The following is a 25,277-nucleotide window of genomic DNA, read 5'->3' on the forward strand; positions in this document are numbered from 1 at the left end:
ACCCACGGGTCGCCCTCTCTCGTTGTCTGGCTGTCAGTTCGCCGTCTTCGACTGGTTGAGGCTGCACTGCCGGCCGGGATAACCGGGCAGATCTTTGGCATCGCTGCCACAGGCAAGCCGTTTGGCCTGCTGCAGCCGAGCCGCCAGATTGGCGCTGTCGATTGGCATCCACTGCATCTGCTTGCCAAGCCAGCTGGCCCAGGCGAACTCGACAAAGTAGACCTGATCCTGCTTGCTGAAGTAACCCGCATCCTGCAGCAACCCCGCCAGAGTGCGATAGGGGTAGTCAGGCAACTTGTCGATGCTGGTCGGCAGCTGCTCCGGCGTGAGGGGTAACCCCTTCTCGTCCTTGAGCCAGGCCCAGTGGTTGTTCTGCATCTGGCTCCAGAAGTTGTCTTTATCCTGCAAGCGACCGATCACCTTGACCCGCACCTGCTTGACCCCTTGCTGCCAGAGCGCCTTGGTCAGGTGATGTCGATCCACCAGCCAGTAGCCGCCATCCGGCGCAATCACCACAGGGATCTCTTTCTTTTTCATCAGCTTGTCGAGCTGCTTGGGATTCATGTCCGCCAGCGTCGCCTGGGTTTCATCCACCTGCAACTGCCCCACCCCACCCTGGGTCGGGTGCAGGGTCTCGATCCCCGCCTCGCACCAGCTACCCACCGCCGTGTCGCGCTGACACGGGGTCAACGCCCAGGCACTCTGGCTGAGCGCCCCGACCATCAGGAAACAGCCCGGCAATAACCATGCTTTCATCGTTTGCTACTCCTAGTCACATTCAATCCCGGACACGCGACAACACGACGCCGCCCCGGCGACAGATGAGAGCCGAATGCTGGCGGTCAGACCAGTAAACGGGATATCATGATTTCCCGTCTGTCGGCGACATTTTCTCGCCGAGTTTTCTCCCCGCTTCACACAATTTGAAGGATCCGACCCATGAAAGGATGGAGCCCCTTGCTGGCCCTCTTGGGCTGTGCCGCAGTCCAGGCTGCCGATATTCCCGCCGGAACTGAACTGGCCGCCAAACAGGTGGTGGTTCGCCACCTGAAAGATGAACCTGCCAGTCTCAGTCCGCTCAAGCTGGTCGGCTTGCCCGAATTGCAGGTGCTGCGGGATCTGTTCGAGGGGCTGCTGACCCAGGGGCCGGATGGCAAACCCGTCCCCGCCGTTGCCTTGCGCTGGGAGAACAAGGACAACCAGTTTTTCACCTTCCACCTGCGCCCGGATGCCCGCTGGTTCAACGGCGATCTGGTCAAGGCTGGCGACTTCGTCTATAGCTGGCGCAAGCTGGTCGACCCGAAAGAGGCGGCCACTTTCGCCTGGTTTGCCCAGCTTGCCCGCTTCGACAAGGTGGACGAGATCATGGCTGGCAAATTGCCTGCCAGCGAGCTGGGTGTCAAGGCGATCGATGACCACACCCTGCAGATTAGCCTCTCCCAACCGGTTCCCTATTTCCTGAGCCTGCTCACCCACCCCAGCCTGTCGCCACTGCATCAGGCCAGCATCGAGAAGTTTGGCAACAAGTGAACCCAGCCCGGCAAGCTGGTCGGCAACGGCGCCTTCGTGCTGAGCAGTCGGGTGGTCAACGAGAAGCTGGAGCTGGTGCCCAATCCCCACTACTGGGACAAGGCCCACACTGTGCTGACCAAGGTCATCTTCATGCCGATCAATCAGGAGACCACCGCCACCAACCGCTATCTGGCGGGGGATCTGCAGATCACCGAATCCTTCCCCAAGGAGCAGTACGACAAGCTGATGAAAGAGATCCCGGGTGAGGTCTACACCCCGATGCAGCTTGGTACCTACTACTACGCCTTCAATACCCGTCAGCCACCGCTCGACGATGTACGGGTACGCAAAGCGCTCTCCTACACCATCGATCGCGCCCTGATTGCCGACAAGGTGCTCGGCACCGGCGAGAAACCGGCCTACCACTTCACCCCGGATGTCACCGCCAGCTTCGAGCCCAAGGCCAACCTGCTCTCGAGCAGCAGCCAACAGGAGCTGGACAGCAAGGCACAGGCGCTGCTCAAGGAGGCTGGCTACGGCCCGGACAAACCGCTCAAGCTCTCGCTGCTCTACAACACCGCCGAAGTACACAAGAAACTGGCGCTCGCCATCGCCAACATGTGGAAACAGAAGCTGGGCGCTCAGGTAGAGCTGACCAATCAGGAGTGGAAAACCTATCTCGACAGCCGCCAGAGCGGCCAGTTCGAGGTGATCCGCTCCTCCTGGGTGGCCGACTACAACGACCCGTCCGCCTTCCTCGGCCTGTGGGGCTCTCACCACAGCGGCAACATGACCGGCTTTGCCAATGCAAGCTATGACCAGTTGCTGGACAAGGCGGCGCAAACCCGCGACAGCGGCGCCCGCAGCCGGCTGTTCGATCAGGCGGAGAACATCCTCGAACAGCAGGCGCCCATCGCCCCCATCTATCAGTACACCAATGCCCGGCTCATCAAGCCCTGGCTCAAGGGCTACCCCATCAACAACCCGGAAGATGTGGCCTACAGCCGCCAGCTCTATATCGTCAAACACTGAGCTGATATAGCGCGCTGAAGCACAAGAGGGCCGCCTGCGGGTGGCCCTCTTATTGATACTGTTCACACCCGATATCGCCGCATAGAATGCCCGCTTTCCGATTCCATCAGCCGTTGTCGATCGCCATTTATCATGCGTTACCTGTTACTGCTCTCCCTGCTCTGGACACTGCCAGCCCTGGCCGAGAGTGAATCTCGCTGCCAGCAAGCCTTTGTCGACTGGATGCTGCATCAGCAACAGCAGTTCAGCGATCGCAAGGCGGACAAGATGACGCGGCGACGGGCCGAACGAGCTATCGATCTCGCCCGGCAGGAGTACGACAAAGCGGGCAGCTTCTGCCAGACCATGCTGCAAATAGAGGCGCATCGCGACAGCGATCCCCGCTTCACCCCGCGCGAGGGGGAGATCCACAACTTCCACCCCGCCAGCTGAGCCTCTGACCACAGCCGATTGAAATAAAAAAGCGCGTCACAAGACGCGCTTTTCTCGCTTTGCCTGACAGGAGAGTTATTCGCTCTGCTCGCTGGCGGCAAACTCCGGCACCTTGGCCATGGCATCCAGCACCACCTGAATATCCGCCCCCGGCTTGCAGGCGTTTTCGCTCAGGTGACGGCGCCAGGCGCGCGCCCCCTGCATATTCTGGAACAACCCCAGCATGTGGCGGGTCATGTGGGAGAGGTAGTTGCCCTTGGCCAGCTCCTGCTCGATATAGGGCAGCATCATCCGTACCACCTCATGGCGGCTCGGCACGGCGTTGTTCTGGCCGAACACCAGATTATCCACCTGCGCCAGAATGTAGGGATTCTGATAGGCTTCGCGCCCCATCATGACACCGTCCACGTGTTGCAGGTGCTCAAGGGTCTGCTCCATGGAGGTGACGCCGCCGTTGAGGGCGATGGTGAGATCCGGGTAATCCTGCTTGACCCGATAGACGCGAGGATAATCGAGGGGCGGGATCTCGCGGTTCTCCTTGGGACTCAGGCCGCTCAGCCAGGCCTTGCGGGCATGGACGATGAAGGTATCGCAACCGGCGTCCCGCACCTGTTCAATAAAGGTCTGCAGAAATTCGTAGGAGTCCTGATCGTCGATGCCGATGCGGGTCTTCACCGTTACCGGAATATCGACCACATCGCGCATCGCCTTGACGCTGTCCGCCACCAGTGCCGGTTCCCCCATCAGGCAGGCACCAAAGCGGCCATTCTGCACCCGATCGGAGGGGCAGCCGACGTTGATGTTCACCTCGTCATAGCCGCGCTCCTCGGCCAGCTTGGCACAGCGCGCCAGATCGGCCGGATTGCTGCCACCCAGCTGCAGGGAGATGGGGTGCTCCTGCTCGCTGTAACCCAGATAATCACCCTTGCCGTGGATGATGGCGCCGGTGGTCACCATTTCGGTATAGAGCAAGGTCTGGCGGCTCATCAGTCGATGAAAATAACGGCAATGCCGATCGGTCCAGTCCAGCATGGGGGCGATGGAAAAACGCTGCGCCTGCATAAAAATCATCCGGGTTGGCTAAAGAAAGGGGCGGATTTTATCACAACGTGAAGCAGCCCCAGAAAATGAATTTTGTCGCCGCGCCATGCGAGGCCCTGTGATAGTATCCAGCTAATAGAAAGGGCAATTGCGCGATCATGAATCAAGACCAACTTTTACAACGAGCCGAGCGACTCTGTGTACAGCGAGGGATCCGCTTCACCCCGACCCGACGTCAGGTATTTCGCCTGCTGGCGGCACATGGCAACGCCATCAGCGCCTATGATTTGTTGGCTCAACTGCAGCGAACGGAAGCCAACGCCAAACCGCCAACCGTATACCGGGCACTCGATTTTCTGCTCGAACAGGGCTTTGCCCACAAGGTGGAATCGCTGAACGCATTTATCTTCTGCTGCCACTTCGATCACGCTCACCCGATGCAGCTGCTCATCTGCGATGACTGCGGCGAGGTGGTCGAGCTGCACGACACGGCGATCGATAGCGCGTTTTCCGAGCAGGCCCATCTGCATGGTTTTACTATTACCAATAAGACGATAGAGGCACATGGCCAATGTGCTCGCTGTACGCCCACTGTAGGAAGTCATCATGAAGGCTGATTTTGTAAATCCGTTCCTGCTCTCTCTGCTCAATGTGCTCTCTACCATGGCACAACTGGAACTCAAACCGGGCAAACCGAAACGCAAGATGGACGAGCTGGCTCGCGGCGATGTCTCAGGCCTGATCGGCATGGTCGGCCCGCAGACCCGTGGCTCCCTCTCCATCAGCTTTGAAAAAGGGCTGGCGCTGGAGATCATGCGCCGCATGCTGGGGGAAGCGCCTGCCACCATCAATGAAGAGGTGACCGACATGGTGGGCGAGATCACCAACATGGTGACCGGTGGTGCCAAGCGGATGCTGGGCGAGAAGGGCTACGAGTTTGACATGGCCACTCCGGTTATCGTCTCCGGCCCTAACCACACCATCACTCACCGCGCAGATGGCACCAAGATCATGATGCCTTTCGAATCTGATTTTGGTCGCGCCACCATCGAAATCTGCTTCGAGTAGTCACGATGTGGACTGCCTTGAAATGGTTCTTTATCTGCTGGGCGTTGCTGCTGATCCTCTCTGATATCCAGATCAGCACCTCCCTCTACAAATACGAAGACAATCGGGTAGTCATCAACTTCCCGCGCTGGCAAGCCAAAGCACCGTGGGGCACTTTCGAATGGCATGCCGGGCGCATTCAGACCCACTGGTATGGTCTGGATGGCAAGCCCAAACCGGAAGGCCCGCGCATCTAGTTCGCCTGCTTGAAGACCCATACCAAGAGGCCAGCATCTGCTGGCCTCTTTTGTTATGCGAACGGGTAAATCACCTGCTTACGCTGCCTCGGCAGCCAGATCGCCGACCGGCCGCACCAGCATGCCAAGCAGACAGGCCAGCAGGGTTGGCATCAGCCAAGCGAGCCCCTTGTCAAACAGCGGCAGGAAGGCAAACGCCTCCATCTTCATGCCGGCAGCCCCCAGCCCATCGAGACAGCCAAACAGGAAGGCCACCGCCAGCACGCAGCGGAACGCCAGACGCGGGCGACCAAAGTAGCCCTTGAGGAAGGTAACCAGCACCAGCGCGATGGCGACCGGATAGATGGCCACCAGCACCGGAATGGAGAGGCCAATCAACTCGCTCAGACCCACATTGGCCACCAGCGCACAGAGCGCCCCCAGCAGCATGACCCAGTTGCGATAGGCCCAGCCAGTCAGACCGTGGAAGTAGTCGGCACCGGCACAAAGCAGGCCGACCGCACTGGTAAAGCAGGCCAACGTGATAATGGCCGCCAGAATGAACTGACCCGGCTGACCAAACAGGCTCAGCACATAGGCATTGACGATGGTGCCGCCATTGCTGATATCGCTCGCCACCCCTTCAGCACTGTTGCCCAGATGAAAGAGCGAGATATAGACAGCCGACAGCCCGACCGCCGAGATCAACCCCGCGATGGTCAAGTATTTGAACTGGCTGCGATAATCCTCAATCCCCTTCTGGCGCAGCAAGCCGATGATCAGGGCACCGAACATCAGGGAGGCCAGGGTATCCATGGTGTTGTACCCCTCCAGCATCCCCTTGGTCAGGGCTGCTTCTATGTACTCACCACTGGCATCGGGCATGGTGCCCTGCGGCGCCACAAAGACCCCGACCGCCAGAATGAGCAGCATCACCATCAGCGCCGGCGTCAGGTACTTGCCGACCGCATCGAGCAGCTTGCCGCGATCGAGCGCCACCAGGATCACCAGCGCAAAGAAGCTCAGGGTATAGAGCAGCAGCCCCCCATGGCCGGCATCGCCGAGCCAGGGCTTGAGCCCCATCTCGTAGGCAACCAGACCGGTGCGGGGAATGGCGAACGCAGGCCCCATGATGATGTAGATGGCGATGGCCAACGCAGTGGCAACGCCTGCCGGCAGATAGCGGGTCAGCTCGGTCCAGCCACCGGCACCACGCCCGGAGCTACCCTTGGCTACCGCAATCAGGGTGATCAGCGGCAGCCCCACCGCCGTCAGCAGAAAACCGCACATGGCGGCAACCAGATGCTCACCGGCCATAAAACCAGCCAGCGGCGGAAAAATGATATTGCCTGCCCCCAGATAGAAGGCGAACGTCATAAACCCCAATCCGAATACGTCGGACAACTTCAATGATTTCGTCAAACCCAACCTCATCTGCCTTATCAGCTTGTTCTTGTTGATTACACCCACTGCCTGGCAGATAACCTGACAACCATATGCTCGCTTCCCGCTCTCCCCGACAATCGGATGAGGAGCGCCATCCTGAGCATAAAGAAGAGATATTTGATCTCAATCACACATTAATATCTTGAAACAATTTGCTTGGCCAGAATTAATCGCTGAATGACCACGGTGGAGAAGGAGCTGAAGCGCGGGAGAGAGAAAGGAAGCGGGAAAGCATCCGGCAGCAGTGCAGGGCTCAACAAACAAAAGAGCCTGCACAAGGCAGGCTCTTTATTCAGAGAAAGGGAAGCTATCAGGCAGCTTCGGCGGCCAGCTTCTCGGCCGGGCGAACCACCATCCCTACCACGCAAGCCAGCAGGGTCGGCATCAGCCAGGCGAGGCCCTTGTCAAACAGCGGCAGGAAGGCAAACGCATCCATCTTCATGCCGGCAGCACCCAGACCATCCAGGCAGCCGAACAGGAAAGCCACCACCAGCACAGCGCGGAACACCAGACGCGGGCGACCGAAGTAACCCTTCAGGAAGGTGACCAGCACCAGCGCCACGGCAACCGGATAGATGGCAACCAGCACCGGAATGGAGAGGCTGATGAGCTGGCTCAGACCCACGTTGGCCACCACGGCGCAGATGACGCCCAGCAGCACGACCAGCTTCTTGTAAGCCATGCCGGTCAGATTGTGGAAAAAGTCGGAGCAGGCAGAGATCAGACCCACAGCAGTGGTGAAGCAAGCCAGAGTAATGATGGCAGCCAGAATGAACTGACCCGGCTGACCAAACAGGCTCAGCACATAGGCGTTGACGATGGCGCCACCATTGCTGATGTCGGTCGCCACACCAGCGGCAGTGTTGCCCAGCTCGAACAGGGAGATGTAGACCACGGAGAGGCCGATGGCAGAGATCAGGCCGGCGATGGCCAGATACTTGAACTGGCTCTGGTAGTCGTTAATCCCTTTCTGGCGCAGCAGGTCGACGATCAGGGCACCGAACATCAGGGAAGCCAGGGTATCCATGGTGTTGTAGCCTTCCAGGATCCCTTTCACAAACGGGCTGTTCTGATAGTCACCGGCAGATTCCGGCATGGTGCCCTGCGGCGCCACAAACACCCCGATCGCCAGGGTCAGCAGCAGCAACATCAGCACCGGAGTCAGGTATTTGCCGATGGCGTCCATCAGCTTGCCCTGGTTCATGGAAACCAGCACGGCCACCCCGAAGAAGAGCACTGTGTAGGCAGCCAGACCCGCCTGACCCATATCGCCGATAAAAGGCTTGAGACCCATCTCGTAGGCCACCAGACCGGTACGGGGAGCCGCAAAGGCCGGGCCGATGATGATGTAGATGGCAACCGCCAGCGCAGTGGCCACGCCCGCAGGCAGCAGCTTGGTCATGCCGGCCCAGCCGTTACCGGCCTTGGCGACGGCAATAATGGTGATGAGCGGCAGGCCCACAGCGGTAACCAGAAAACCCAGCATCGCCAGAGAGAGGTGTTCGCCAGCCATGTAACCAGCGAGCGGCGGGAAGATGATGTTACCGGCGCCCAGGTAGAAGGCGAAGGTCATGAACCCCAATCCGAGTACGTCGGACAACGTGAGTGATTTCTTCAAGTTCAACCTCGTCTGTCTTGTAAATTATTGCTTGTTATAGTTTTTATCGGTCATTGACCAGTTTGTTCATATGGGTAAAAAAAAGAGCCCCGCTTGATTTTTCATCGTGACCAGTGGTTTTGGCTGGTCTGGAGCGGGCGCTCGATCTCGAACCAGCATAATGGCATGAAAAAATAGTTCAAGACGAAATTTACATCTTCAAATAGAAGGGGCTGGTCAGTTGGATATATCTGTCGGAATAGGCTCCATCAGCAGAATGGATCACAATATCCCCCCTTTCACACCTGTTTAATCCTCTGCCAAGTCGCAATAAAACACGATTTGCCTCTTTACCCTCTCTGGTGATAACAGCTGTATAACAAATGCCATGCAGATCATAATCCGCCGAGATGCATAAAATTTCATCAGCCATGGCCGTCGGCAGCACCAGTGCCACCTCGCCATTCGGGGCCAGCAGTCGGTCGCAGGCAGCGAGCAGTGCATGGCTGTCGAGGGCACCGGTATGGCGGGCCATCGCCCGCGCCGGGTCGCTAAATGACTGGCCTGCCACGAAGTAAGGGGGGTTGGAGACAATCAGGTCGTAAGGGTCGGCCTGATACCCCTGCACCGCGCTTTCGGTGATGGTCACGCGATCGGCCCAAGGGGAGGCGGCGACGTTCTCTCTGGCCTGGATCACTGCATCACTATCCAGCTCCACCCCGTCGATATGACAGTCAGATCTGCTGCGCTGGGCCAGCATCAGGGCGATGAGGCCGCTGCCGGAGCCGATATCGAGCACCCGGCGCGCCTGTTCGACCGGGGCCCAGGCACCGAGCAGGATGCCGTCGGTGCCCACCTTCATGGCGCAGCGATCGTGATTGATATGGAACTGTTTGAAGGTAAAACCGCGACTACGCCCCATCTGGCCCCCGTCATCTGCAAAAATGGTTGGCGATTATAGCGACTAAGCCACACTCGCCATAGGAGCCGACGAGATAATCGCCTATAATCTGCCGTTTCCTTAATGACCGAGTATTGCCATGAGCCAGTCCTTTGATGATTTCGACCTGCACCCTGCCCTCAACCGGGCTTTGGCCGAGATGGGATTCACCCGCCCCACTACCATCCAGCAGATGGTACTGGAGCCAGCCCTGGACGGCCGCGATATTCTGGCATCCGCTCCGACCGGTACCGGCAAGACCGCCTCTTTCCTGTTGCCGGCGCTCCAGCACCTGCTGGACTTCCCGCGCCGCAAGCCGGGCCCCTGCCGCATGCTGATCCTGACCCCGACCCGCGAGCTGGCGCTGCAGGTGACTGCCCACGCCAAGGCGCTGGCGGCCCACACCAACCTCAGCATCGAGACCATCATCGGCGGCGTCAGCCATGAAGAGCAGCTGCCTGCCCTGACCAAAACCACCGACATCGTGGTCGCCACCCCGGGCCGCCTGCTCGAGTACATCGAGAAAGAGGAGTTCGAGAGCCACGACATCGAGGTGCTGGTACTGGATGAAGCGGACCGCATGCTGGACATGGGCTTCATCAAGGATGTGAACCGCATCGTAGAAGAGGCGCGCTACCGCAAGCACACCATGCTCTTCTCCGCCACTCTGGAAGGGGCCGGCCTTGAGAAGTTCGCCAGCGAAATCCTCAAAGATCCGGTGGAGCTGCACGCCGAGCCGCCGCGCAGCGAGCGTCGCCCCATCACCCAGTGGATCCATCTGGCCGATGACGCCGCCCACAAGCTGGCGCTGCTGACCCACATCCTGAAAAACCCGGAAACCCAGAAGGCGATCATCTTCGTCAAGACCCGCGAGCGTCTGGCGGAGCTCTCCGGCCAGCTGCAGGCGGCAGGTATCTCCTGCGCCTGGATCCGCGGCGAGATGGAGCAGAGCAAGCGTATCGAGTCGATCCGCAAGTTCCACGAAGGTGAAGTGCCCTTCCTGATCGCCACCGACGTCGCCGCCCGCGGTATCGACCTGCCGAACGTCAGCCATGTCATCAACTATGACATGCCCTACGGCGCCGATGTCTACGTCCACCGGATCGGCCGTACCGGCCGCGCCGGCAACCGTGGCTGTGCCATCAGCCTGGTGGAAGCCCACGACATGGCGATGGTCGCCAAGATCGAACGCTACACCGAGGAGCGCCTCAAGCGCCGGGTGATCGACGAACTGCGCCCCAAACACAAAGAGGCGCGGGTACCGGTGAAGAAGAAAAAGCCGGTCGATGGCAAGAAGAAAGCGACCAAGAAGAAAAAGAAGAAGTAATAGCTGACCGCTAAACAAGAAGGGCCATCCCGCGGGATGGCCCTTCTGCATTCTGTGCATCTGGCAAATCGGAGAGCTGCCGCTCCGGGCTCGCCACCGCCGTTGCAGGGCTATTTGCAGCCAGACCAGCTTACTATAAATTTAATTTATGGGTTTTAGGGAAATGACCTAACCAAAACTTATAGTGAATCTCATCCGATCATCAGGGCATGAATGTGCCCGTCAGACGCCCTGCGGAGCCATCGCCCGATCCGGGCAACGAATCACGCCTGAATGCTGCCGGCCTGTCAGGCCACCGTCTTGCGCATGCCGATATGGGGGATATCGTCCTCGACATATCCCTCTCCCTCGGCCACAAAGCCATGCTGGCCGTAGAAGCCTTGCAGATGGGCCTGCGCCCCCAACCAGATGCTGTGGGTCGGCCAGCGCGCCTCGCACGCCTTGACCCCCTCGCCGATCAGCTGGTGACCGAGACCACCGCCGCGCGCCTTGGGTGAGGTCACCACCCGACCGATGGCGGCGCCACTCTCGTCGCCGATGCCGGGCGCCATGATCCGCGCATAGGCGGCCAGCAGATCGCCCTGATAGCCGAGCAGGTGCCAGACCCCTTCGCGGCGATCGAGCCCGTCCAGATCCTGAAAGGGGCAGGTCTGCTCCACCACGAACACCTCGGCCCGCAGCGCCAGCAACTCATACAACTCGTCAGTGGTCAGTTCAGACCAGGGTTTCAGGATCCAGTTCATAGGCAACTCCTTATCAGTTCGGCCTGCCAGCATAATCGTGGCGCCAGCCCCCTGCATTAACCTTTGTTAAGTTCTTTCAGTCGCTTGCGAATACGGCTCAGGCTGATGGGAGTAATGCCGAGATAGGCGGCGATCTGGTGGTCGGGCACTCTGGCATCGAGTGCGGGAAAGCTGTCAAGAAAGTGCTGATAGCGCGCCTGCGGGCTGCCGGTCAGCAGCAACTGCTCCTTCTCCTCCTTGATGCGCAGCTGCACCTCCAGCAGGTGCTGGTACCAGCGCGGCCAGCCGGGCAGCTGGCGCAGGTCGGCAAGACTGAACAGCTGCAGACGGCAGGGCTCCAGCGCCTCCACGCTGTAGCGGGCAGGCTCGCCACTGAGCAGGTGGTGGAAGTCGAGAAACTCGTCCCCCTCCCAGTAGAACTCCTTGATGTACTCGCGGCCATCTTCCAGCACCAGCTTGGCCCGCAGCAGCCCCTGCTCCACCCTGACCAGCAGATCCGGGCTGTCGCCGGCATGCCAGAGACAACTTTTCGGGCTGAGGGTCAGCGGGCGGGCAAAAGAGAGGAGGCGCGCGGCCTCCTCTCTATCTGCGACCTGCGCCCAATCGAAGGGGGGTCTGTCAGTCAGCATGATCAAGCACGGCGCTGACGCACGGCTTCAAACAGGCAAACGCCGGTCGCCACCGAAACGTTGAGACTGGATACCGCCCCCGCCATCGGGATGCTCACCAGCTCGTCGCAATGTTCACGGGTCAGACGACGCATGCCTTTGCCTTCAGCACCCATCACCAGCGCCATCGGGCCGGTCAGTTTGGCCTGATAGAGGTCATGATCGGCCTCGCCAGCGGTGCCGACGATCCAGACGCCGCGCTCCTGCAACTCGCGCAGAGTGCGGGCCAGGTTGGTGACCTGGATGAGCGGCACCACTTCAGCGGCGCCACAGGCGACCTTGCGCACGATTGGAGTCAGGCCGGTGGCCTTGTCGCGCGGCACGATCACAGCGTGCACCCCGGCGGCATCGGCGCTGCGCAGGCAGGCGCCGAGGTTGTGCGGATCGGTCACGCCATCCAGCACCAGCAGGAAGGGCTGGCTCTGTTGTGCCGCCAGCTCGTCCAGCAGGCTGGCCAGATCGTGCTCGGCCAGCTTCGGCGCCTCTTTCACCCGGGCCATGATGCCCTGGTGATTGTTGCCTTCCGCTTTGTCATCAAGGGTCTTGCGATTTACGCTCTGCACGCGCAAGCCGAGGGACTCCAGCTCGGCCAGCAGAGGTTGCAGCCGGTCGTCATCCCGCCCCTTGAGGGCCCACACTTCGATGAAGCGCTCGGGTGTGCGCTCCAGCAGCGCGGTGACAGCGTGAATGCCGTAGATCAGTTCAGTACTCATTTAGTGCTCTTGGCCTTATCGCGAGCTTTTTTGCCCGGTCGTCTGTTGCTGGGTTTGGCACGGCCACCCTTGGCGGGTTTGCCGCTCTCCTTGCCATCTTTCTCTTTGCGCTTTTCGTGGCGCTCGGCGCTCTTGGCCTTCTCCTTCTTGATCTCGGCCATCTTGCGAACCGCCTGCTTGGCGTTCTTGCCGGTGATCTTGAGGGGCTCTTCCACCATCACGAAGTCGATCTTGCGATCGTCTAGATTGACGCCCATCACCTTGACCCGCACCTTGTCGCCCAGACGGTAGCGGCGGCGGAAGTTCTCGCCGATCAGCTGCTGGTGCAGGGGGTCGAACTGGTAGTAGTCGTTGGTGAGGGTGCTGACGTGCACCAGACCGTCGATGTGGATCTCGGCCAGACGAACGAAGAAGCCAAAGCCGGTGACGCTGGCGATGACGCCGTCGAACTCGTCACCCACGTGATCCAGCATGTACTCGCACTTGAGCCAGTCGGCCACATCGCGAGTGGCATCGTCGGCACGACGCTCGGTCATGGAGCAGTGCTCGCCCATCGGATCCACTTCTTCCAGCTGGTAGTGGTAGCCACCGCTCGGGGTCCACTTGTGGCGCAGGTTGGCCTGCTGCTCCTTGGCGGTCTGATACTTGATCGCGCGGTGCAGGATGAGATCGGGGTAACGACGGATCGGCGAGGTGAAGTGCGCGTAGGACTTCAGGGCCAGACCGAAGTGACCGATGTTGTCGGCCTGATAGATGGCCTGACGCATGGAGCGCAGCAGCATGGTGGAGAGCAGCTCCGCATCGGGGCGCCCTTCAAATTTGGCAGCCAGCTCGGCGAAATCCTTCGGCTCGGGCTCGAGACCGCCCTTGAGCTCCAGACCCAGTTCGGCCAGGAAGTCGCGGAAACCGGTCAGACGCTCTTCGCCCGGACGGTCGTGGACCCGGAACAGGGCGGCGGCTTCGTTTTTCTCGATATAACGGGCGGCAGCCACGTTCGCCTGGATCATGCACTCTTCGATGATCTTGTGGGCGTCGTTGCGCACCAGCGGCACGATGCGGTCGATCTTGCGCTGGGCGTTGAAGATGAAGCGGGTCTCCTCGCTCTCGAACTCCACCGCGCCGCGCTGATGACGGGCCTGTTTGAGCGCCTTGTAGAGGTTGTTGAGCTCCTCGATATGGCCCACCAGCGGATCGTACTGCTGGCGCAGCTTGGGATCCCCGTCGAGGATCGCCGCCACCTTGGTGTAGGTGAGACGGGCGTGAGAGTTCATTACCGCTTCGTAGAACTTGTAGCCGGACATGCGGCCAGAGGCGGAGATGGTCATCTCGCACACCATGCAGAGGCGGTCAACCTGCGGGTTCAGGGAACAGAGACCGTTGGAGAGCACCTCCGGCAGCATGGGCACCACGAACTCGGGGAAGTAGACCGAGTTGCCGCGCTGATAGGCTTCGGTGTCAAGGGCTGTGCCCGGCTTCACGTAGGCAGATACGTCGGCAATGGCAACCCACAGGCGCCAGCCGCCACCACGCTTGGCTTCACAGAAGACGGCGTCATCGAAGTCGCGGGCATCTTCCCCGTCGATGGTGACCAGCGGCAGGGCACGCAGGTCGATACGGCCCTCTTTGGCCTTCTCCGGCACCTGCTCGCCGAGACCGGCGACCTCTTTGGTCACCTCTTCCGGCCAGGTATGCGGAATGCCGTGGGTACGCAGGGCGATTTCGATCTCCATCCCGGGCGCCATGTTTTCACCCAGCACCTCCAGCACGGTACCGACCGCGTTGAAGCGGGCAGTGGCGCGCTGGTTGATGCGCACGACCACGACCTGGCTCTGGCGAGCCCCCTTGTTCTCCCCTTCCGGGATGATGATGTCCTGACCGATGCGGCTGTCGTCAGGCACCACGAAACCAACGCCGTTCTCGACGAAGTAACGGCCGACGATATCCGCCTCGCGGGACTTGAGCAGACGCACCAGACGCGCCTCCTGGCGCCCCTTGCGGTCGATTTCAGTCGGCTGCACCAGTGCATAGTCGCCGTGCATCAGACGCTGCATTTCGCGGTTGTTGAGGAACAGATCCGGGCCACCACCCTCGGGACGCAGGAAACCGAAGCCATCCTTGTGGCCGAGTACGTAGCCTTTCACCAGATTCAGGCGATCCGGCAGGGCATAACACTGGTTGCGCGTGAAGACCAGCTGTCCATCGCGCTCCATGGCACGCAGACGGCGACGCAGGGCTTCCAGTGGCTCTTCATCGGTCAGCTTGAGAACCTTGGCCAGCTCTTCCCGTGACATGGGTTTTTCGTGGCCCTTGATGAGGTCGAGGATCATCTCGCGACTGGCGATGGGATTCTCGTATTTTTCGGCCTCGCGTTCGAGGAAAGGATCTTTTTGAGACATAAGCAGGCCTTAGGGTAGGTGGTAACGGTGCCATTATATCGGAGGGGGGGGCGAATGGCATCCATCGGCTGCCTTTTGGCCAATCTCTCTGTCATACTATCTTCAGTTCGCTGGCATGATGAGACACAGAACTCATGAGTAAGGACACATTTGCCCAATCTGCCGCCTATCTCAAGCAGGCAGTCCCCCTGATGATCAAGTACCAGATCCCCACGACGCCGGATAACTATCACCTCTGGTACAACTACGTTGCGGCCAGCATGCCCGAGCTCAATCAGGCGATCGATCAGGCGGTCAAGCTGCAGGGCACCTGCTCTCTTACCACCTGCGAGCGCCTCTACCACCAATATCTGGCGGCTCAGGACGAGAAGCAGATGGAGGCGATGAAGCTCAACCTCGCCGCCATGGCCAACGAGCTGGGCCACTCCATGCAGGACGCCATCTCGGATACCGGCATGTTTCAGGAGATGCTCGACAAGAGTTTTGACAAGCTGAGCCGTATCGACGACGAGGGTTTCAGTCTGGAAGACACCATGGGGATCCTGCGCGATCTGGTGCGTGAATCGCGGGATGTACGCATGTCGACCATGCACTTTCGCAACCAGCTCAGCAATGCCGAGAAGGAGATCAAGGAGCTGCGGGCGGCACTCAACGAGACCCGTAAACTGGCCAACGAGGATGCCCTCACCAGCCTGCTCAACCGGCGCGCCTTTGACCTCGAACTGGAGAGCCTGATCCGCAGCCAGCAGCCCTTCTCGCTGATCCTCGCCGACATTGACCGCTTCAAGAACTTCAACGACGAATATGGTCACCTGCTTGGCGATCAGGTGCTGCGCGCCTTCAGCAAACGGCTGCGCGACGCCTGCAAGGAGGGCGTGACTGCCTATCGGCTGGGTGGCGAAGAGTTCGCCATGCTGGTGCCCCATCGCAATCTGGCACTGACCAGGCAGATGGCAGAGAGCATGCGCCGCGCCATCGAGCGGATGTCGATTCTGGATCGCAAGTCAGGCCGGCGCATCGACCACATCACCGCCTCGTTTGGCGTGGGCGAGTTCAACGGTCAGGAGAGTGCCGACTGTCTGGTCGAGCGAACCGACAAACTGCTCTACAAGGCCAAAGAGCTTGGCCGTAACCGGGTCATGCCACTCCCCTCCTGAGAGCCGTCGAATTGCCGGATCGTCCCCAATAGAAAAGCCAGTCAGATCACTGACTGGCTTTTCTTCATCTCTTACCGATGCCGCCGGGGTGGATCAGTCAGACGATTACTGCTGGGCCTCTGTGACCCCTTCCACTTTCACTTCGACACGGCGATCCGGAGCCAGGCAGACGATCAGCTCGCGCTTGGACTTGCTGACGCAGCTGTCGCCGGTAACCGGGGAAGCCTTGCCACGCCCTTCCACATTGACCTTGCTGGCCGGGATCCCTTTACCAACCAGATAGTTGGCAACGGTCTGGGCACGCTGCTCGGAGAGCTTCTGGTTGTAGGAGTCAGAACCGATGCGGTCGGTGTAACCGATCACGGTGGCGACGCCATCCTTCGGACGCGCAGACTCAATCTGGCTGTAGAGGTTGTCCAGCGCCTCGCTGGCTTTCGGCTTCAGCGTTGCCTTGTTGAAGTCAAACAGCACGTCGGAGCTCAGGGTGAACTGCTTCTCGACAATAACAGGCTCGGGAGCGGGTGCCGGTGCAGGAGCCGGTGCGGCAACCACAGGAGCAACCTGACCGAAGCGATAGACAGCGCCCAGCGAGAGCAGGCCGTTGTCCATGCGCAGACCAGTGTCGTCACGGCTGCCATACGGAGTGGAGTATTGATACTCGAGGCGAGCAGCCCAGTCGCGGTTGAAGGCATATTCAGCGCCCAGCGCACCTACGACAACAAAGCGGCTGTCATCCTTGAAGACATCGCTCTTGGCATCCGCCCAGCCATAACCACCACCAACGCGGCCATAAAGATCTAGGCTATCTGTCACCGGGAAGCCCAGTTTCAGAGTCAGCTGCGCAAGCTGTGCAGTGACTTCATCACTGAATGCAGCCCCGCTTTTCACCGCATCGTATTTATATTTACCCAGGTAGTCATAGCCCAGCTCGATACCCAGGTTCTTGTTGACCTGATAGCCACCAAACACACCGGCGCCCAGTGCATCATTGGTCTCATTGCCAAGAGTCAAGGCGTTGCTTTCATCAATGCCATAGAAGTTGGACCAGCCCAGTTTGGCACCGCCATACCAGGTGTTGTCCTGACCGGCCGCCTGTGCGTTGGCAGCAAGCAAACCGGTAACCAGTAAGGTAATCAATGATTTTTTCATGTCTTAGCCTCTGCAACTTTATGTAGGAGGAGGTTGATTGATATCACCTCGTCTTATAGGCGCAATCGCACAAACACGATCGCAGCATATCAACGTTAGCCTATTTTCAAGTACCTGATATCAATTAACAAATAACACTTTAACTCAATGACATCACAAAAACAGCAACAAATGTCTGTTATTTGACCAAGAAAGGGATGAATGCATCATTCTGCGGGGAAACGGGCCAGCCTGTCGCTGGCCCGGAAGGGTTGTTACTGACGGATGAACTCGTAGTTCTGCTCGATAAAATCGGCCACACGCTGACCCAGAACTTTATGCACGGTACGAGTCGGGTGTACCTGATCCCAGAACATGTTGCCCTCGCAATTGGCTGTCATGGCCGCCCGCATCAACTCGGGGCTGACCACAGCCTGCGCCAGGATCGGGTTGCTCGCAATGGCAAGCTGCTCCGGCAGCGTCAGCGCCGCCGCTTTTGGCATCTTGGCAAAGGGCTTCCAGACATAGCCACCGCCGTAGCAGGCATGTTCGATATCGCTGAGCCCGAACTGCTGCGGGTCGCGCACCATCTCGTCAAACTGCTTGTCGACTTCGAACAGCTTCACGATGCCAAGAGGGGCAAGCTCGTTGGTGAGCGCCTGCAAACGCTGGTTATGGTATTTGGCCACATGGCGTACCTTGTCGACCACCTTCATGCTGTGAGCCGACGGGGTCTGCCCCAGATCAGGAATGTTGAACAGCAGTATCTGTTTGGCGCCATTTAAAACCAGATTATTCGCTGCCGCCTGAATGGTGGCTACCACCCGATCGGCATCCTTCTCCTTGTTCCAGCCATAGGCCAGATAATCGTTGGCACCCACCCAAATCACTACCAGATCATCGGGGCGGAACTTGTCTTTTTTCAGGAACTGTTTGATCTCGTACTCCAGGTTATTGATCACCTGATACTTGGGATCCCACGAACCAGAAGCCAAGCCAGCCATTCAGGGGGCCAAGGTGGTTATAGGCCACCGCAGTGGCTCCGCCTTCAGCCTCGTTGACCAGTTTAAGCCCCGGGAAATGCTCTTGTTGCAACACTTCCAGCCAGACTGGCCCATTACTGAAACGCCCCTTGAAATAGGGGGGACTGGAGGGTAGATACCCTTTCATCTTCTGGTACATTTTGCCGGTATCGGAGAGGCTGTCGCCAAACATCACGATACGGGAAAAGGCAGGACGCTCGACCGCCTGAACGGTCAATGCCATCAACCCCAATAAACAAACAAGCCACTTTTTCATATTGTTATTCTCATTGTTCGGCAAGGGTTACCCCTGCTCGCTTTCCTCGAACGGAGATCCCTTTGGGAAGAAGCAGATCTCCACTGACGCCTGATCAGGGCGACAGATTAACGAGCTGGCTAAACCTTCACCTACTCTTTCGCGCAATAGAATCGATTGCGCTCACAAAACAGACGATCTCTTATTCCATTTTCACCCCATTTCGGCTGCTGCCACAGTCGGAAAAAGCGCGTGCTTTTTGTGCTCTATCCCCTTCTCGCAAATAAAACGGATGCTTTCACGCTTGTTTCACGCCCCCCACCGCACAATGCCCCCATCCCAACGACAGGAGCATGAAATGAACAAAGCAAGCGCAGCCATTATCGGAATGTTGACCCTGATGTCCGTATCCTCTTTCGCCATGGCGGCCTACACAGGCCCAATGGAGCAGAACAAGGTCTCCGTGGCGCAACTCAAGGATCTGGCCGATGACAGCTGGGCCACGCTGGAGGGCAAGCTAGTCAAGCACCTCGGCGGTGAAAACTACCTGTTCCGCGACGAGAGCGGCGAAGTAGAGGTCGAGGTAGACGAGAAGGTATGGCGCGGCACCGAGGTCGGGCCGGACGATCTGATCCGCATCCGTGGCGAGGTGAACCACAGCTGGAACAAGACCGAGCTTGATGTGGAAAGTCTGGAGAAAGTGGGCGCGGCGCCCAAGGCTAAAGGCGGCTTCATCGCCAAGTAAGGCCGGAATGATCCCTGACTGACCAGACGTAAAAAAGGGCGCTGTTGAAAGCGCCCTTTTTCATTTTCCGTTCTGCCGCTGCGACCCGTTAACCGGAACGGCTGGCAAATGTTCGCTTGAACCCCTTCTCGGCCTGATTGACCTTGTAGAGATAGCGACGAGCTTCTGCCTTGGGATGCTGCTCTGTCAGCACCTGATAGACCGCCTCGGGTGAGAGCTGGTTGATCATCCCGGGCGCCGCCTTGCGATCGCTGGAGAAGGTGTTGAGCACCCCGCCAGCCCCACCGTTATAGGCGGAGATCACCGCATAGCGACGAGATTGGGGATCCTGAATATCCGACAGATAGACGGTCTGCAGCAGATGCAGATAGGCAGTCCCGACATCGATGTTGTAGGCCGGATTGAACAGGTCTTCCCGGGTCGGTTGACCGCTCTTGCCTTTGACCCGCACATAGACGTCACGCCCGGCCGTCGCCGGAATGACCTGCATCAGGCCATAAGCGTTGGCATGGCTCACCGCATAGGGGTTGAAGCTGCTCTCGGTCTTGATCACCGCATAGATCAGACTTTCAGAGACCCCGTATTTGCGGGAGGCTTCACGGATCAGGCTGGCGTACTTGTAGCCCCGTCTATCTTCGTGGTTGGCCACCATGGGGATATCGACGAAGAAGATGGTGCGAATACCAAGGGTGCGTTTCTTCATCGCCGTGTTGAGCAGGTAGTCGGCGTAGCGTTCGGCACGCCAGGATGCCCGAATGGGCTGACGCTGATTGTCCACCACCTGGCCATAGAGGAAAGGCTCGCCGCCGGGCATGATCTCCCGGTCGGAGTAAAGATCCACTTCGGCCGGATCGTCCGGTGTCAGCAGGGTCTCGACAATGGCGCGACGCAGGTGAGCACGGGGATCTATGCCAGATACCGTCTCGACCATGATATGGCCGCTGGAGAAGTCGATGTGGGCACGGCTCTTGTACTGATCCGTGTATTTGACGTAGTCATACTTGCCCGCAAACAGCGCCTCTCGCCCCCATATTTCGTTCACGTTATGGGAGAGCGCACTGATCATGTGTTCAAAGCCGCGGATGTCCTTGCCGTTGACGAGATCATCATCCTCATTCCCGCTGGGCTTGGGAGAAGATGAACAGGCAGAGAGAAACAGCAGGGTGCACAGCAGCCAAAAAATTCGGCCCATAGGATCCTCAAACAGGGCGGCAGTGCCGCCCATCATTCATATGCCGCGAGTAAACAAGGGGAGACTGACCACCTTTGGCTCCACTCCCCGCTCACAGGTACTACAGCTCGATTGCTTACTGACTGGGAGGGGTATAACCCTCGATCTGCACTTCACCCGCTTCAAACAGGTAGCTGACCATCTCTTTTTCCAGCAACTGACGATGCTCAAGATTCATCATATTGAGCTTTTTTTCGTTGATCAGCATCACCTGCTTCTTCTGCCACTCGGCCCAGGCTTCCTTGCTGATGTTGTCAAAAATCCGCTTGCCGAGTTCGCCCGGGTAGAGTTGAAAATCCAGGCCCGGGCCCTCTTTTTTCAGGCGTTGGCAAAATACAGTACGGCTCATGTTGACCTCTATGGTTGTAGCTCCGGATAGGCGAGCAGACGGGCCGTGGCGGCCGCCAGCCCCACCTCGGCAGGATGGCGTAAGTTATACCAGAGTCGGTTATCTGCTTCCATGAGGCGCAGCGCTGGCGCTGCCTCAATCTCGATCAGCAGCGGCTGGATATCGAGGTGGAAGTGACTGAATGTATGGCGAAAACCAGCCAGTTCCCGATAACCGTGATGACTCAGGCCAAGGGACGCCAGCAGACCCTCCACCTCCGCCAGCGAGGCGACCTGCGGGAAGCAGTAGAGCCCACCCCAGATCCCCTGCGGCGGCCGCTTCTCCAGCAGCAGTTCGTCGTCATGGCGGATCAGCAGCATGATGCCATCCCGGGCCGGAATGCTCTTCTTCGGCTTGCTGTTGGGGTAGGCAGTCGGGTTGCCTTGCGACAGCCCCTGGCAATCGGCCCGCACCGGGCAACGTTCACAGGCAGGCTTGCTGCGGGTGCAGATCGTCGCCCCGATATCCATCATCGCCTGATTGTATTGCGCCACACCCAGCTTTGGAGTGAGCCGGATGGCGATCTCCCACAGCTCGTTCTCCACCTGCTTCTGGCCGGGCCAGCCCGGCAGCGCCAGCCAGCGGGTGAGTACCCGCTTCACGTTGCCATCAAGGATGGCGTGGGGCTGACCGAGGGAGAGCGACAGCACGGCCCCGGCGGTTGAGCGGCCAATCCCCGGCAGCGCCATCACCTCGTCAAAGCGCTCGGGAAAGAGGCCGTGGTGATGATCGCGGATCTGCTGGGCCGCCTTGTGCAGGTTGCGGGCCCGGGCGTAGTAGCCAAGCCCGGTCCAGTGATGCAGCACTTCGTCCACGGGGGCATCGGCCAGCGCTACCACATCGGGGAAGCGCGCCATAAAACGCTGGTAATAGGGGATCACGGTAGCGACCTGGGTCTGCTGCAGCATGATCTCCGAGACCCAGACCCGGTAAGGAGTCTTCTCCTGTTGCCAGGGCAGGCTCTTGCGGCCATGAAGCTCATACCACTCCAGAACCCGGCTTGCGAAGGTTGATTGATTCACGTTGTTCTCATGTCGTTGATATATAGGGAACTCTGCGGTTCCTTCGGCTTATTTTGGCTGCTCGGTAGTAAGGCCATTGCGCAATACAGAGCCAGCCGTCTGGTGCGGCAGGGTACGGCCTCGTCACGCCCAAGTCAAAGCCCTGCTGACACACTCGATTACCCCACATTTTCCCGGTCACGGTCGGGCAGCAATGCAGTAACAAAGACGATATACTCGGCCCCACGATTGTTGACGGGAGAGATGGTTTGCAGACTTATCTGGTTGGGGGCGCAGTACGGGATCGCCTGCTGGGATTGCCGCAGGGCGACAGGGATTATCTGGTGGTCGGCGCCACTGTGGAGCAGATGCTGGCGCTGGGCTTTACCCAGGTCGGTCGCGACTTTCCCGTGTTTCTTCACCCCAAAACCCAGCAGGAGTATGCCCTCGCCCGTACCGAACGCAAACAGGGTCAGGGCTACACCGGCTTTGTCTGCCACGCCGCCCCCGATGTGACGCTGGAGCAGGATCTGCTGCGCCGGGATCTCACCATCAACGCCATCGCCGAAGATGAACAGGGAGAGCTCCACGACCCCTACGGTGGCATCAAGGATTTGGAACAACGGCTGCTGCGCCACGTCTCCCCCGCCTTTGCCGAAGATCCGCTGCGCATCCTGCGGGTCGCCCGCTTCGCCGCCCGCTTCCACGCTCAGGGCTTTGTCATCGCGCCGGAAACCCTAGCCCTGATGAGCGAAATGACAGCGGCTGGCGAGCTGGCCCACCTCACGCCGGAGCGAGTCTGGAAGGAGCTGGAAAAAGTGCTGCTGGGGCCAACCCCGCAGATCTTCTTCGAGGTGCTGCGCCAATGTGGTGCCCTCAAGGCGCTCTTCCCCGAGATTGATGCCCTGTTCGGCGTCCCCGCCCCGGCCAAGTGGCACCCTGAGATCGACACAGGCATCCACACCCTAATGGTGCTGGAGCAGGCGTGCCGGATCTCCCCGGAATTGACCGTCCGCTTTGCCGCCCTCTGCCACGACCTTGGCAAGGGAGTGACCCCCAAGGAGTTCTGGCCCAGCCATCATGGTCACGGCCAGAAGGGGCTGCCGCTTATTCGCGCCCTGTGCGAGCGGTTCCGGGTACCCAACGAGTGCCGGGATCTGGCGCTGCTGGTGAGCGATCTGCACACCCACATCCACATCGCCTTTGAGCTCAAGCCCGCTACCCTGCTCAAGGTGTTTGATAAGGCAGATGCCTGGCGCCGCCCCGAGCGCTTTGCCCAGCTGCTGGATGCCTGCCGCGCCGACTTCCATGGCCGCACCGGCTTCGAGGAGCGGGTCTACGCCGAGCCAGACTATGTGGCCGAAGCGCTGGCTGCCGCCCAGGCGGTGCCGGCAAAAGAGATTGTGGCGGCCGGTTACAAGGGGGAAGAGATCAAGGAACAGCTTGCCAAAAAGCGGACCGATGCCATCAGCCGCATCAAGGATGAGTGAGCCTTTATCGAGGAGTAACCCCTACCCCGGCGCAAGAACAGACGGCCGTACTGACGAGGCTCCCGCAGGAGACCTCACCAGTACGGCCGTTTTGTCATTTAGCTGAGTTCAGACTGGCGGTTTACGCCGGGCCGATGCGCTCCAGCAAGCTCATATGGGATGAGCCATCGTGGCGCTTGAGGTTCTGACGATACTCGAACTGGCGCTGGCTCTCCTGTTTGAGCCCCAGCATCAGCGAATAGCACATAGCCAGCATGATCACCGAGAAGGGCAGCGCGGCTATGATGCTGGCCGCCTGCAGGGCGGCAAGGCCGCCGGAGACCAGCAAAATCGCAGCGACCAGCCCCTGGCCCAGCCCCCAGAGCGCGCGGTGCGGCACCGGAGGATCCTGATCACCGATGGAGAGCAGGGTCGTAATCACCAGCGTGCCCGAGTCACTGGAGGTGATGAAGTAGGTACAGATAAGCAGGGTCAGCACGCCCTTGGCAATCCAGCCGAAGGTCTCCCAGTGCAGCAGCTCGACCGTCTTGTAGAGCGCCAGCGTCACATCCTGATTGACCGCAGCGACCACGCCGCCGCCACCAAACAGCTCCAGATTCATCGCCGTACCGCCAAAGACGGTGAGCCAGAACATGCCGAGCAGCGAAGGCACCAGCAGCACGCCGAGCACGAATTCACGGATGGTACGCCCCTTGGAGATACGGGCGATAAACATGCCGACAAACGGCGCCCAGGCAATCCACCAGCCCCAGTAAAACGCCGTCCAGCTCGACTGCCAAGCCGAGGTGCCATTAGCTTCGGTGTTGGTCCAGAAGCTCAGTTTGACGATGTTCTGCAGGTAATCACCGATGTTTTGCACGTAGGCGTTGAGGATATAGGTGGTCGGCCCCAGTACCAGAAAGAGCGCGAGCACGAAGACGCTCAGCCAGATATTGAGCTCGGAGAGGATCTTCACCCCGCGCCCGACCCCGGAGACCGCCGAGAGGGTGGCGATCAGGCTGATGCCACCAATCAGCCAGAGCTGATTCGTTTGCGATACTTCCATGCCAAACATCTGGTTGAGGCCGGTGTTCATCTGGGAGACACCCAGGCCAAGGGAAGTCGCCACCCCGAACACGGTACCGAACACCGCCAGCACGTCGGCCGCATGGCCCCAGAAGCCGTAGATGCGATCGCCAAGCAGCGGATAGAGCACAGAACGAATTGCCAGTGGCAGTTTGCGCCGGTAGCTGAAGAAGGCGAGCGACAGGCCGACGATCACATAGATTGCCCAGGGGTGCAGGCCCCAGTGGAAAAAGGTGAGGCGCATGGCGATCTGGGCCGCCTCCGGGGTCATCCCTTCGGTAATAAAAGGGTTGCCCTGCAGGTGGTTCATCGGCTCGGCGATGCTCCAGAACACCAGCCCGATCCCCATGCCCGCGCTAAACAGCATGGAGAACCAGGCGAAGTAGCCGAACTCCGGTACCTGGTCGTCGTCGCCCAGCCGGATGTTGCCGAAACGGCTGAACATCAGGTAGACGGCGAAGAACAGGAACAGGGCGACTACCAGAATGTAGTACCATTTAAACCCGGCAATAATCTGATCCTTGGCCCCGACAAACCAGCTGGCGGCCGTCTCGGGGACAAAGACCCCGAACAGCAGAAACAGGGTGATAACGGTCAACGCCGTCATGGCCATGGTGGGGTTGAGGCCTTTAAATAGCCCTTTGCTTGCTCTCATCCAGCCTCC

General features: G+C 59.4%; 22 protein-coding genes and 2 pseudogenes. 9 read left to right on the forward strand and 15 right to left on the reverse strand.

Annotated elements, in window-relative coordinates:
* Positions 1 to 33: 33 nt before the first annotated feature.
* Positions 34 to 756, reverse strand: a complete 723-nt coding sequence (locus tag WE862_RS00910) for a ParB-like protein (protein WP_042032594.1) — start codon at positions 754 to 756, stop codon at positions 34 to 36.
* Positions 757 to 939: 183 nt separating this feature from the next.
* Here WE862_RS00910 and WE862_RS00915 point away from each other — a divergent pair.
* Positions 940 to 2,544, forward strand: a pseudogene (locus WE862_RS00915) (peptide ABC transporter substrate-binding protein).
* A 132-nt stretch (positions 2,545 to 2,676) separates the two neighbouring features.
* Entirely contained in the window at positions 2,677 to 2,976 is a 300-nt protein-coding gene (locus WE862_RS00920) for a hypothetical protein (RefSeq protein ID WP_042032596.1), read from the forward strand.
* Positions 2,977 to 3,051: 75 nt separating this feature from the next.
* Here WE862_RS00920 and dusA read toward each other — a convergent pair whose 3' ends face one another.
* A complete protein-coding gene (dusA, locus tag WE862_RS00925; protein WP_042032597.1) occupies positions 3,052 to 4,038 on the reverse strand; it encodes a tRNA dihydrouridine(20/20a) synthase DusA in 987 nt (328 codons plus the stop codon).
* 137 nt (positions 4,039 to 4,175) lie between these two features.
* Here dusA and zur point away from each other — a divergent pair, with 137 nt between their 5' ends.
* The 3 genes from zur to WE862_RS00940 are packed head-to-tail and all read left to right on the forward strand — an operon-like array spanning position 4,176 to position 5,321.
* Positions 4,176 to 4,634: a zinc uptake transcriptional repressor Zur gene (zur, locus tag WE862_RS00930; protein WP_082035507.1), complete on the forward strand. Its 459-nt coding sequence runs from the start codon at positions 4,176 to 4,178 to the stop codon at positions 4,632 to 4,634.
* Positions 4,624 to 5,085: a chemotaxis protein CheX gene (locus WE862_RS00935; protein ID WP_033115052.1), complete on the forward strand. Its 462-nt coding sequence runs from the start codon at positions 4,624 to 4,626 to the stop codon at positions 5,083 to 5,085. Before zur ends, WE862_RS00935 begins: the two co-directional genes overlap by 11 nt.
* 5 nt (positions 5,086 to 5,090) lie before the next feature.
* A complete protein-coding gene (locus WE862_RS00940; RefSeq protein WP_042032599.1) occupies positions 5,091 to 5,321 on the forward strand; it encodes a hypothetical protein in 231 nt (76 codons plus the stop codon).
* 78 nt (positions 5,322 to 5,399) lie between these two features.
* On the opposite strand, the gene brnQ (WE862_RS00945) is transcribed toward WE862_RS00940, so the two are convergent.
* From brnQ (WE862_RS00945) to WE862_RS00955, 3 genes are all read right to left on the reverse strand, one after another.
* The gene (gene brnQ, locus WE862_RS00945) at positions 5,400 to 6,677 is read right to left on the reverse strand and encodes a branched-chain amino acid transport system II carrier protein (RefSeq protein ID WP_042032600.1); all 1,278 of its coding nucleotides are present in this window, start codon (positions 6,675 to 6,677) and stop codon (positions 5,400 to 5,402) included.
* A 379-nt stretch (positions 6,678 to 7,056) separates the two neighbouring features.
* A complete protein-coding gene (brnQ, locus tag WE862_RS00950; RefSeq protein ID WP_082035508.1) occupies positions 7,057 to 8,364 on the reverse strand; it encodes a branched-chain amino acid transport system II carrier protein in 1,308 nt (435 codons plus the stop codon).
* Positions 8,365 to 8,554: 190 nt separating this feature from the next.
* Positions 8,555 to 9,265 carry a tRNA1(Val) (adenine(37)-N6)-methyltransferase gene (locus tag WE862_RS00955; protein WP_042032603.1) on the reverse strand — a complete coding sequence of 237 codons (711 nt, stop codon included), beginning with the start codon at positions 9,263 to 9,265 and terminating at the stop codon, positions 8,555 to 8,557.
* Positions 9,266 to 9,383: 118 nt separating this feature from the next.
* Here WE862_RS00955 and srmB point away from each other — a divergent pair, with 118 nt between their 5' ends.
* Positions 9,384 to 10,610, forward strand: a complete 1,227-nt coding sequence (gene srmB, locus WE862_RS00960; protein WP_041209215.1) for an ATP-dependent RNA helicase SrmB — start codon at positions 9,384 to 9,386, stop codon at positions 10,608 to 10,610.
* Between the two features lie 287 nt (positions 10,611 to 10,897).
* Here srmB and WE862_RS00965 read toward each other — a convergent pair whose 3' ends face one another.
* From WE862_RS00965 to rnr, 4 genes are read right to left on the reverse strand one after another with little or no spacing between them, the layout of a single operon-like run.
* Positions 10,898 to 11,353 (reverse strand): GNAT family N-acetyltransferase, encoded by a 456-nt coding sequence (locus WE862_RS00965; protein WP_042032604.1) that lies wholly within the window; start codon positions 11,351 to 11,353, stop codon positions 10,898 to 10,900.
* Positions 11,354 to 11,409: 56 nt separating this feature from the next.
* A complete protein-coding gene (locus WE862_RS00970) occupies positions 11,410 to 11,982 on the reverse strand; it encodes a Crp/Fnr family transcriptional regulator (RefSeq protein WP_005354833.1) in 573 nt (190 codons plus the stop codon).
* 2 nt (positions 11,983 to 11,984) lie between these two features.
* Complete coding sequence (gene rlmB, locus WE862_RS00975) at positions 11,985 to 12,734, reverse strand: 23S rRNA (guanosine(2251)-2'-O)-methyltransferase RlmB (RefSeq protein ID WP_040067006.1); 750 nt, start codon at positions 12,732 to 12,734, stop codon at positions 11,985 to 11,987.
* Positions 12,731 to 15,130, reverse strand: a complete 2,400-nt coding sequence (rnr, locus tag WE862_RS00980; RefSeq protein ID WP_041209218.1) for a ribonuclease R — start codon at positions 15,128 to 15,130, stop codon at positions 12,731 to 12,733. Before rnr ends, rlmB begins: the two co-directional genes overlap by 4 nt.
* 134 nt (positions 15,131 to 15,264) lie before the next feature.
* Here rnr and WE862_RS00985 point away from each other — a divergent pair, with 134 nt between their 5' ends.
* Positions 15,265 to 16,287, forward strand: coding sequence for a GGDEF domain-containing protein (locus WE862_RS00985; RefSeq protein ID WP_033115062.1), 1,023 nt, complete (start codon positions 15,265 to 15,267; stop codon positions 16,285 to 16,287).
* Positions 16,288 to 16,392: 105 nt separating this feature from the next.
* On the opposite strand, the gene ompA is transcribed toward WE862_RS00985, so the two are convergent.
* Together ompA and WE862_RS00995 are read right to left on the reverse strand one after the other, a co-directional pair.
* The gene (ompA, locus tag WE862_RS00990) at positions 16,393 to 17,436 is read right to left on the reverse strand and encodes a porin OmpA (RefSeq protein ID WP_033115063.1); all 1,044 of its coding nucleotides are present in this window, start codon (positions 17,434 to 17,436) and stop codon (positions 16,393 to 16,395) included.
* A 254-nt stretch (positions 17,437 to 17,690) separates the two neighbouring features.
* A pseudogene (locus WE862_RS00995) lies at positions 17,691 to 18,714 on the reverse strand (SGNH/GDSL hydrolase family protein).
* A 337-nt stretch (positions 18,715 to 19,051) separates the two neighbouring features.
* Here WE862_RS00995 and WE862_RS01000 point away from each other — a divergent pair.
* Positions 19,052 to 19,438, forward strand: coding sequence for a NirD/YgiW/YdeI family stress tolerance protein (locus WE862_RS01000; protein ID WP_339058687.1), 387 nt, complete (start codon positions 19,052 to 19,054; stop codon positions 19,436 to 19,438).
* A gap of 88 nt (positions 19,439 to 19,526) precedes the next feature.
* Here the strand turns inward: WE862_RS01000 and mltC are convergent, their stop codons facing one another.
* The 3 genes from mltC to mutY form a co-directional block, all read right to left on the reverse strand.
* Positions 19,527 to 20,630 carry a membrane-bound lytic murein transglycosylase MltC gene (gene mltC / locus WE862_RS01005; RefSeq protein WP_033115098.1) on the reverse strand — a complete coding sequence of 368 codons (1,104 nt, stop codon included), beginning with the start codon at positions 20,628 to 20,630 and terminating at the stop codon, positions 19,527 to 19,529.
* Between the two features lie 115 nt (positions 20,631 to 20,745).
* Positions 20,746 to 21,018: an oxidative damage protection protein gene (locus WE862_RS01010; RefSeq protein ID WP_041209221.1), complete on the reverse strand. Its 273-nt coding sequence runs from the start codon at positions 21,016 to 21,018 to the stop codon at positions 20,746 to 20,748.
* 8 nt (positions 21,019 to 21,026) lie between these two features.
* The gene (gene mutY / locus WE862_RS01015) at positions 21,027 to 22,079 is read right to left on the reverse strand and encodes an A/G-specific adenine glycosylase (RefSeq protein WP_042032608.1); all 1,053 of its coding nucleotides are present in this window, start codon (positions 22,077 to 22,079) and stop codon (positions 21,027 to 21,029) included.
* Positions 22,080 to 22,327: 248 nt separating this feature from the next.
* Between mutY and WE862_RS01020 the strand changes: the two genes are divergently transcribed.
* Entirely contained in the window at positions 22,328 to 23,548 is a 1,221-nt protein-coding gene (locus WE862_RS01020; RefSeq protein ID WP_339058688.1) for a multifunctional CCA addition/repair protein, read from the forward strand.
* A gap of 121 nt (positions 23,549 to 23,669) precedes the next feature.
* Here the strand turns inward: WE862_RS01020 and WE862_RS01025 are convergent, their stop codons facing one another.
* Positions 23,670 to 25,268, reverse strand: coding sequence for a BCCT family transporter (locus tag WE862_RS01025; protein ID WP_042032611.1), 1,599 nt, complete (start codon positions 25,266 to 25,268; stop codon positions 23,670 to 23,672).
* Positions 25,269 to 25,277 lie beyond the last annotated feature (9 nt).

The sequence above is a fragment of the Aeromonas jandaei genome (assembly GCF_037890695.1).
In the GTDB taxonomy this organism is placed as follows: Bacteria; Pseudomonadota; Gammaproteobacteria; order Enterobacterales; family Aeromonadaceae; genus Aeromonas; species Aeromonas jandaei.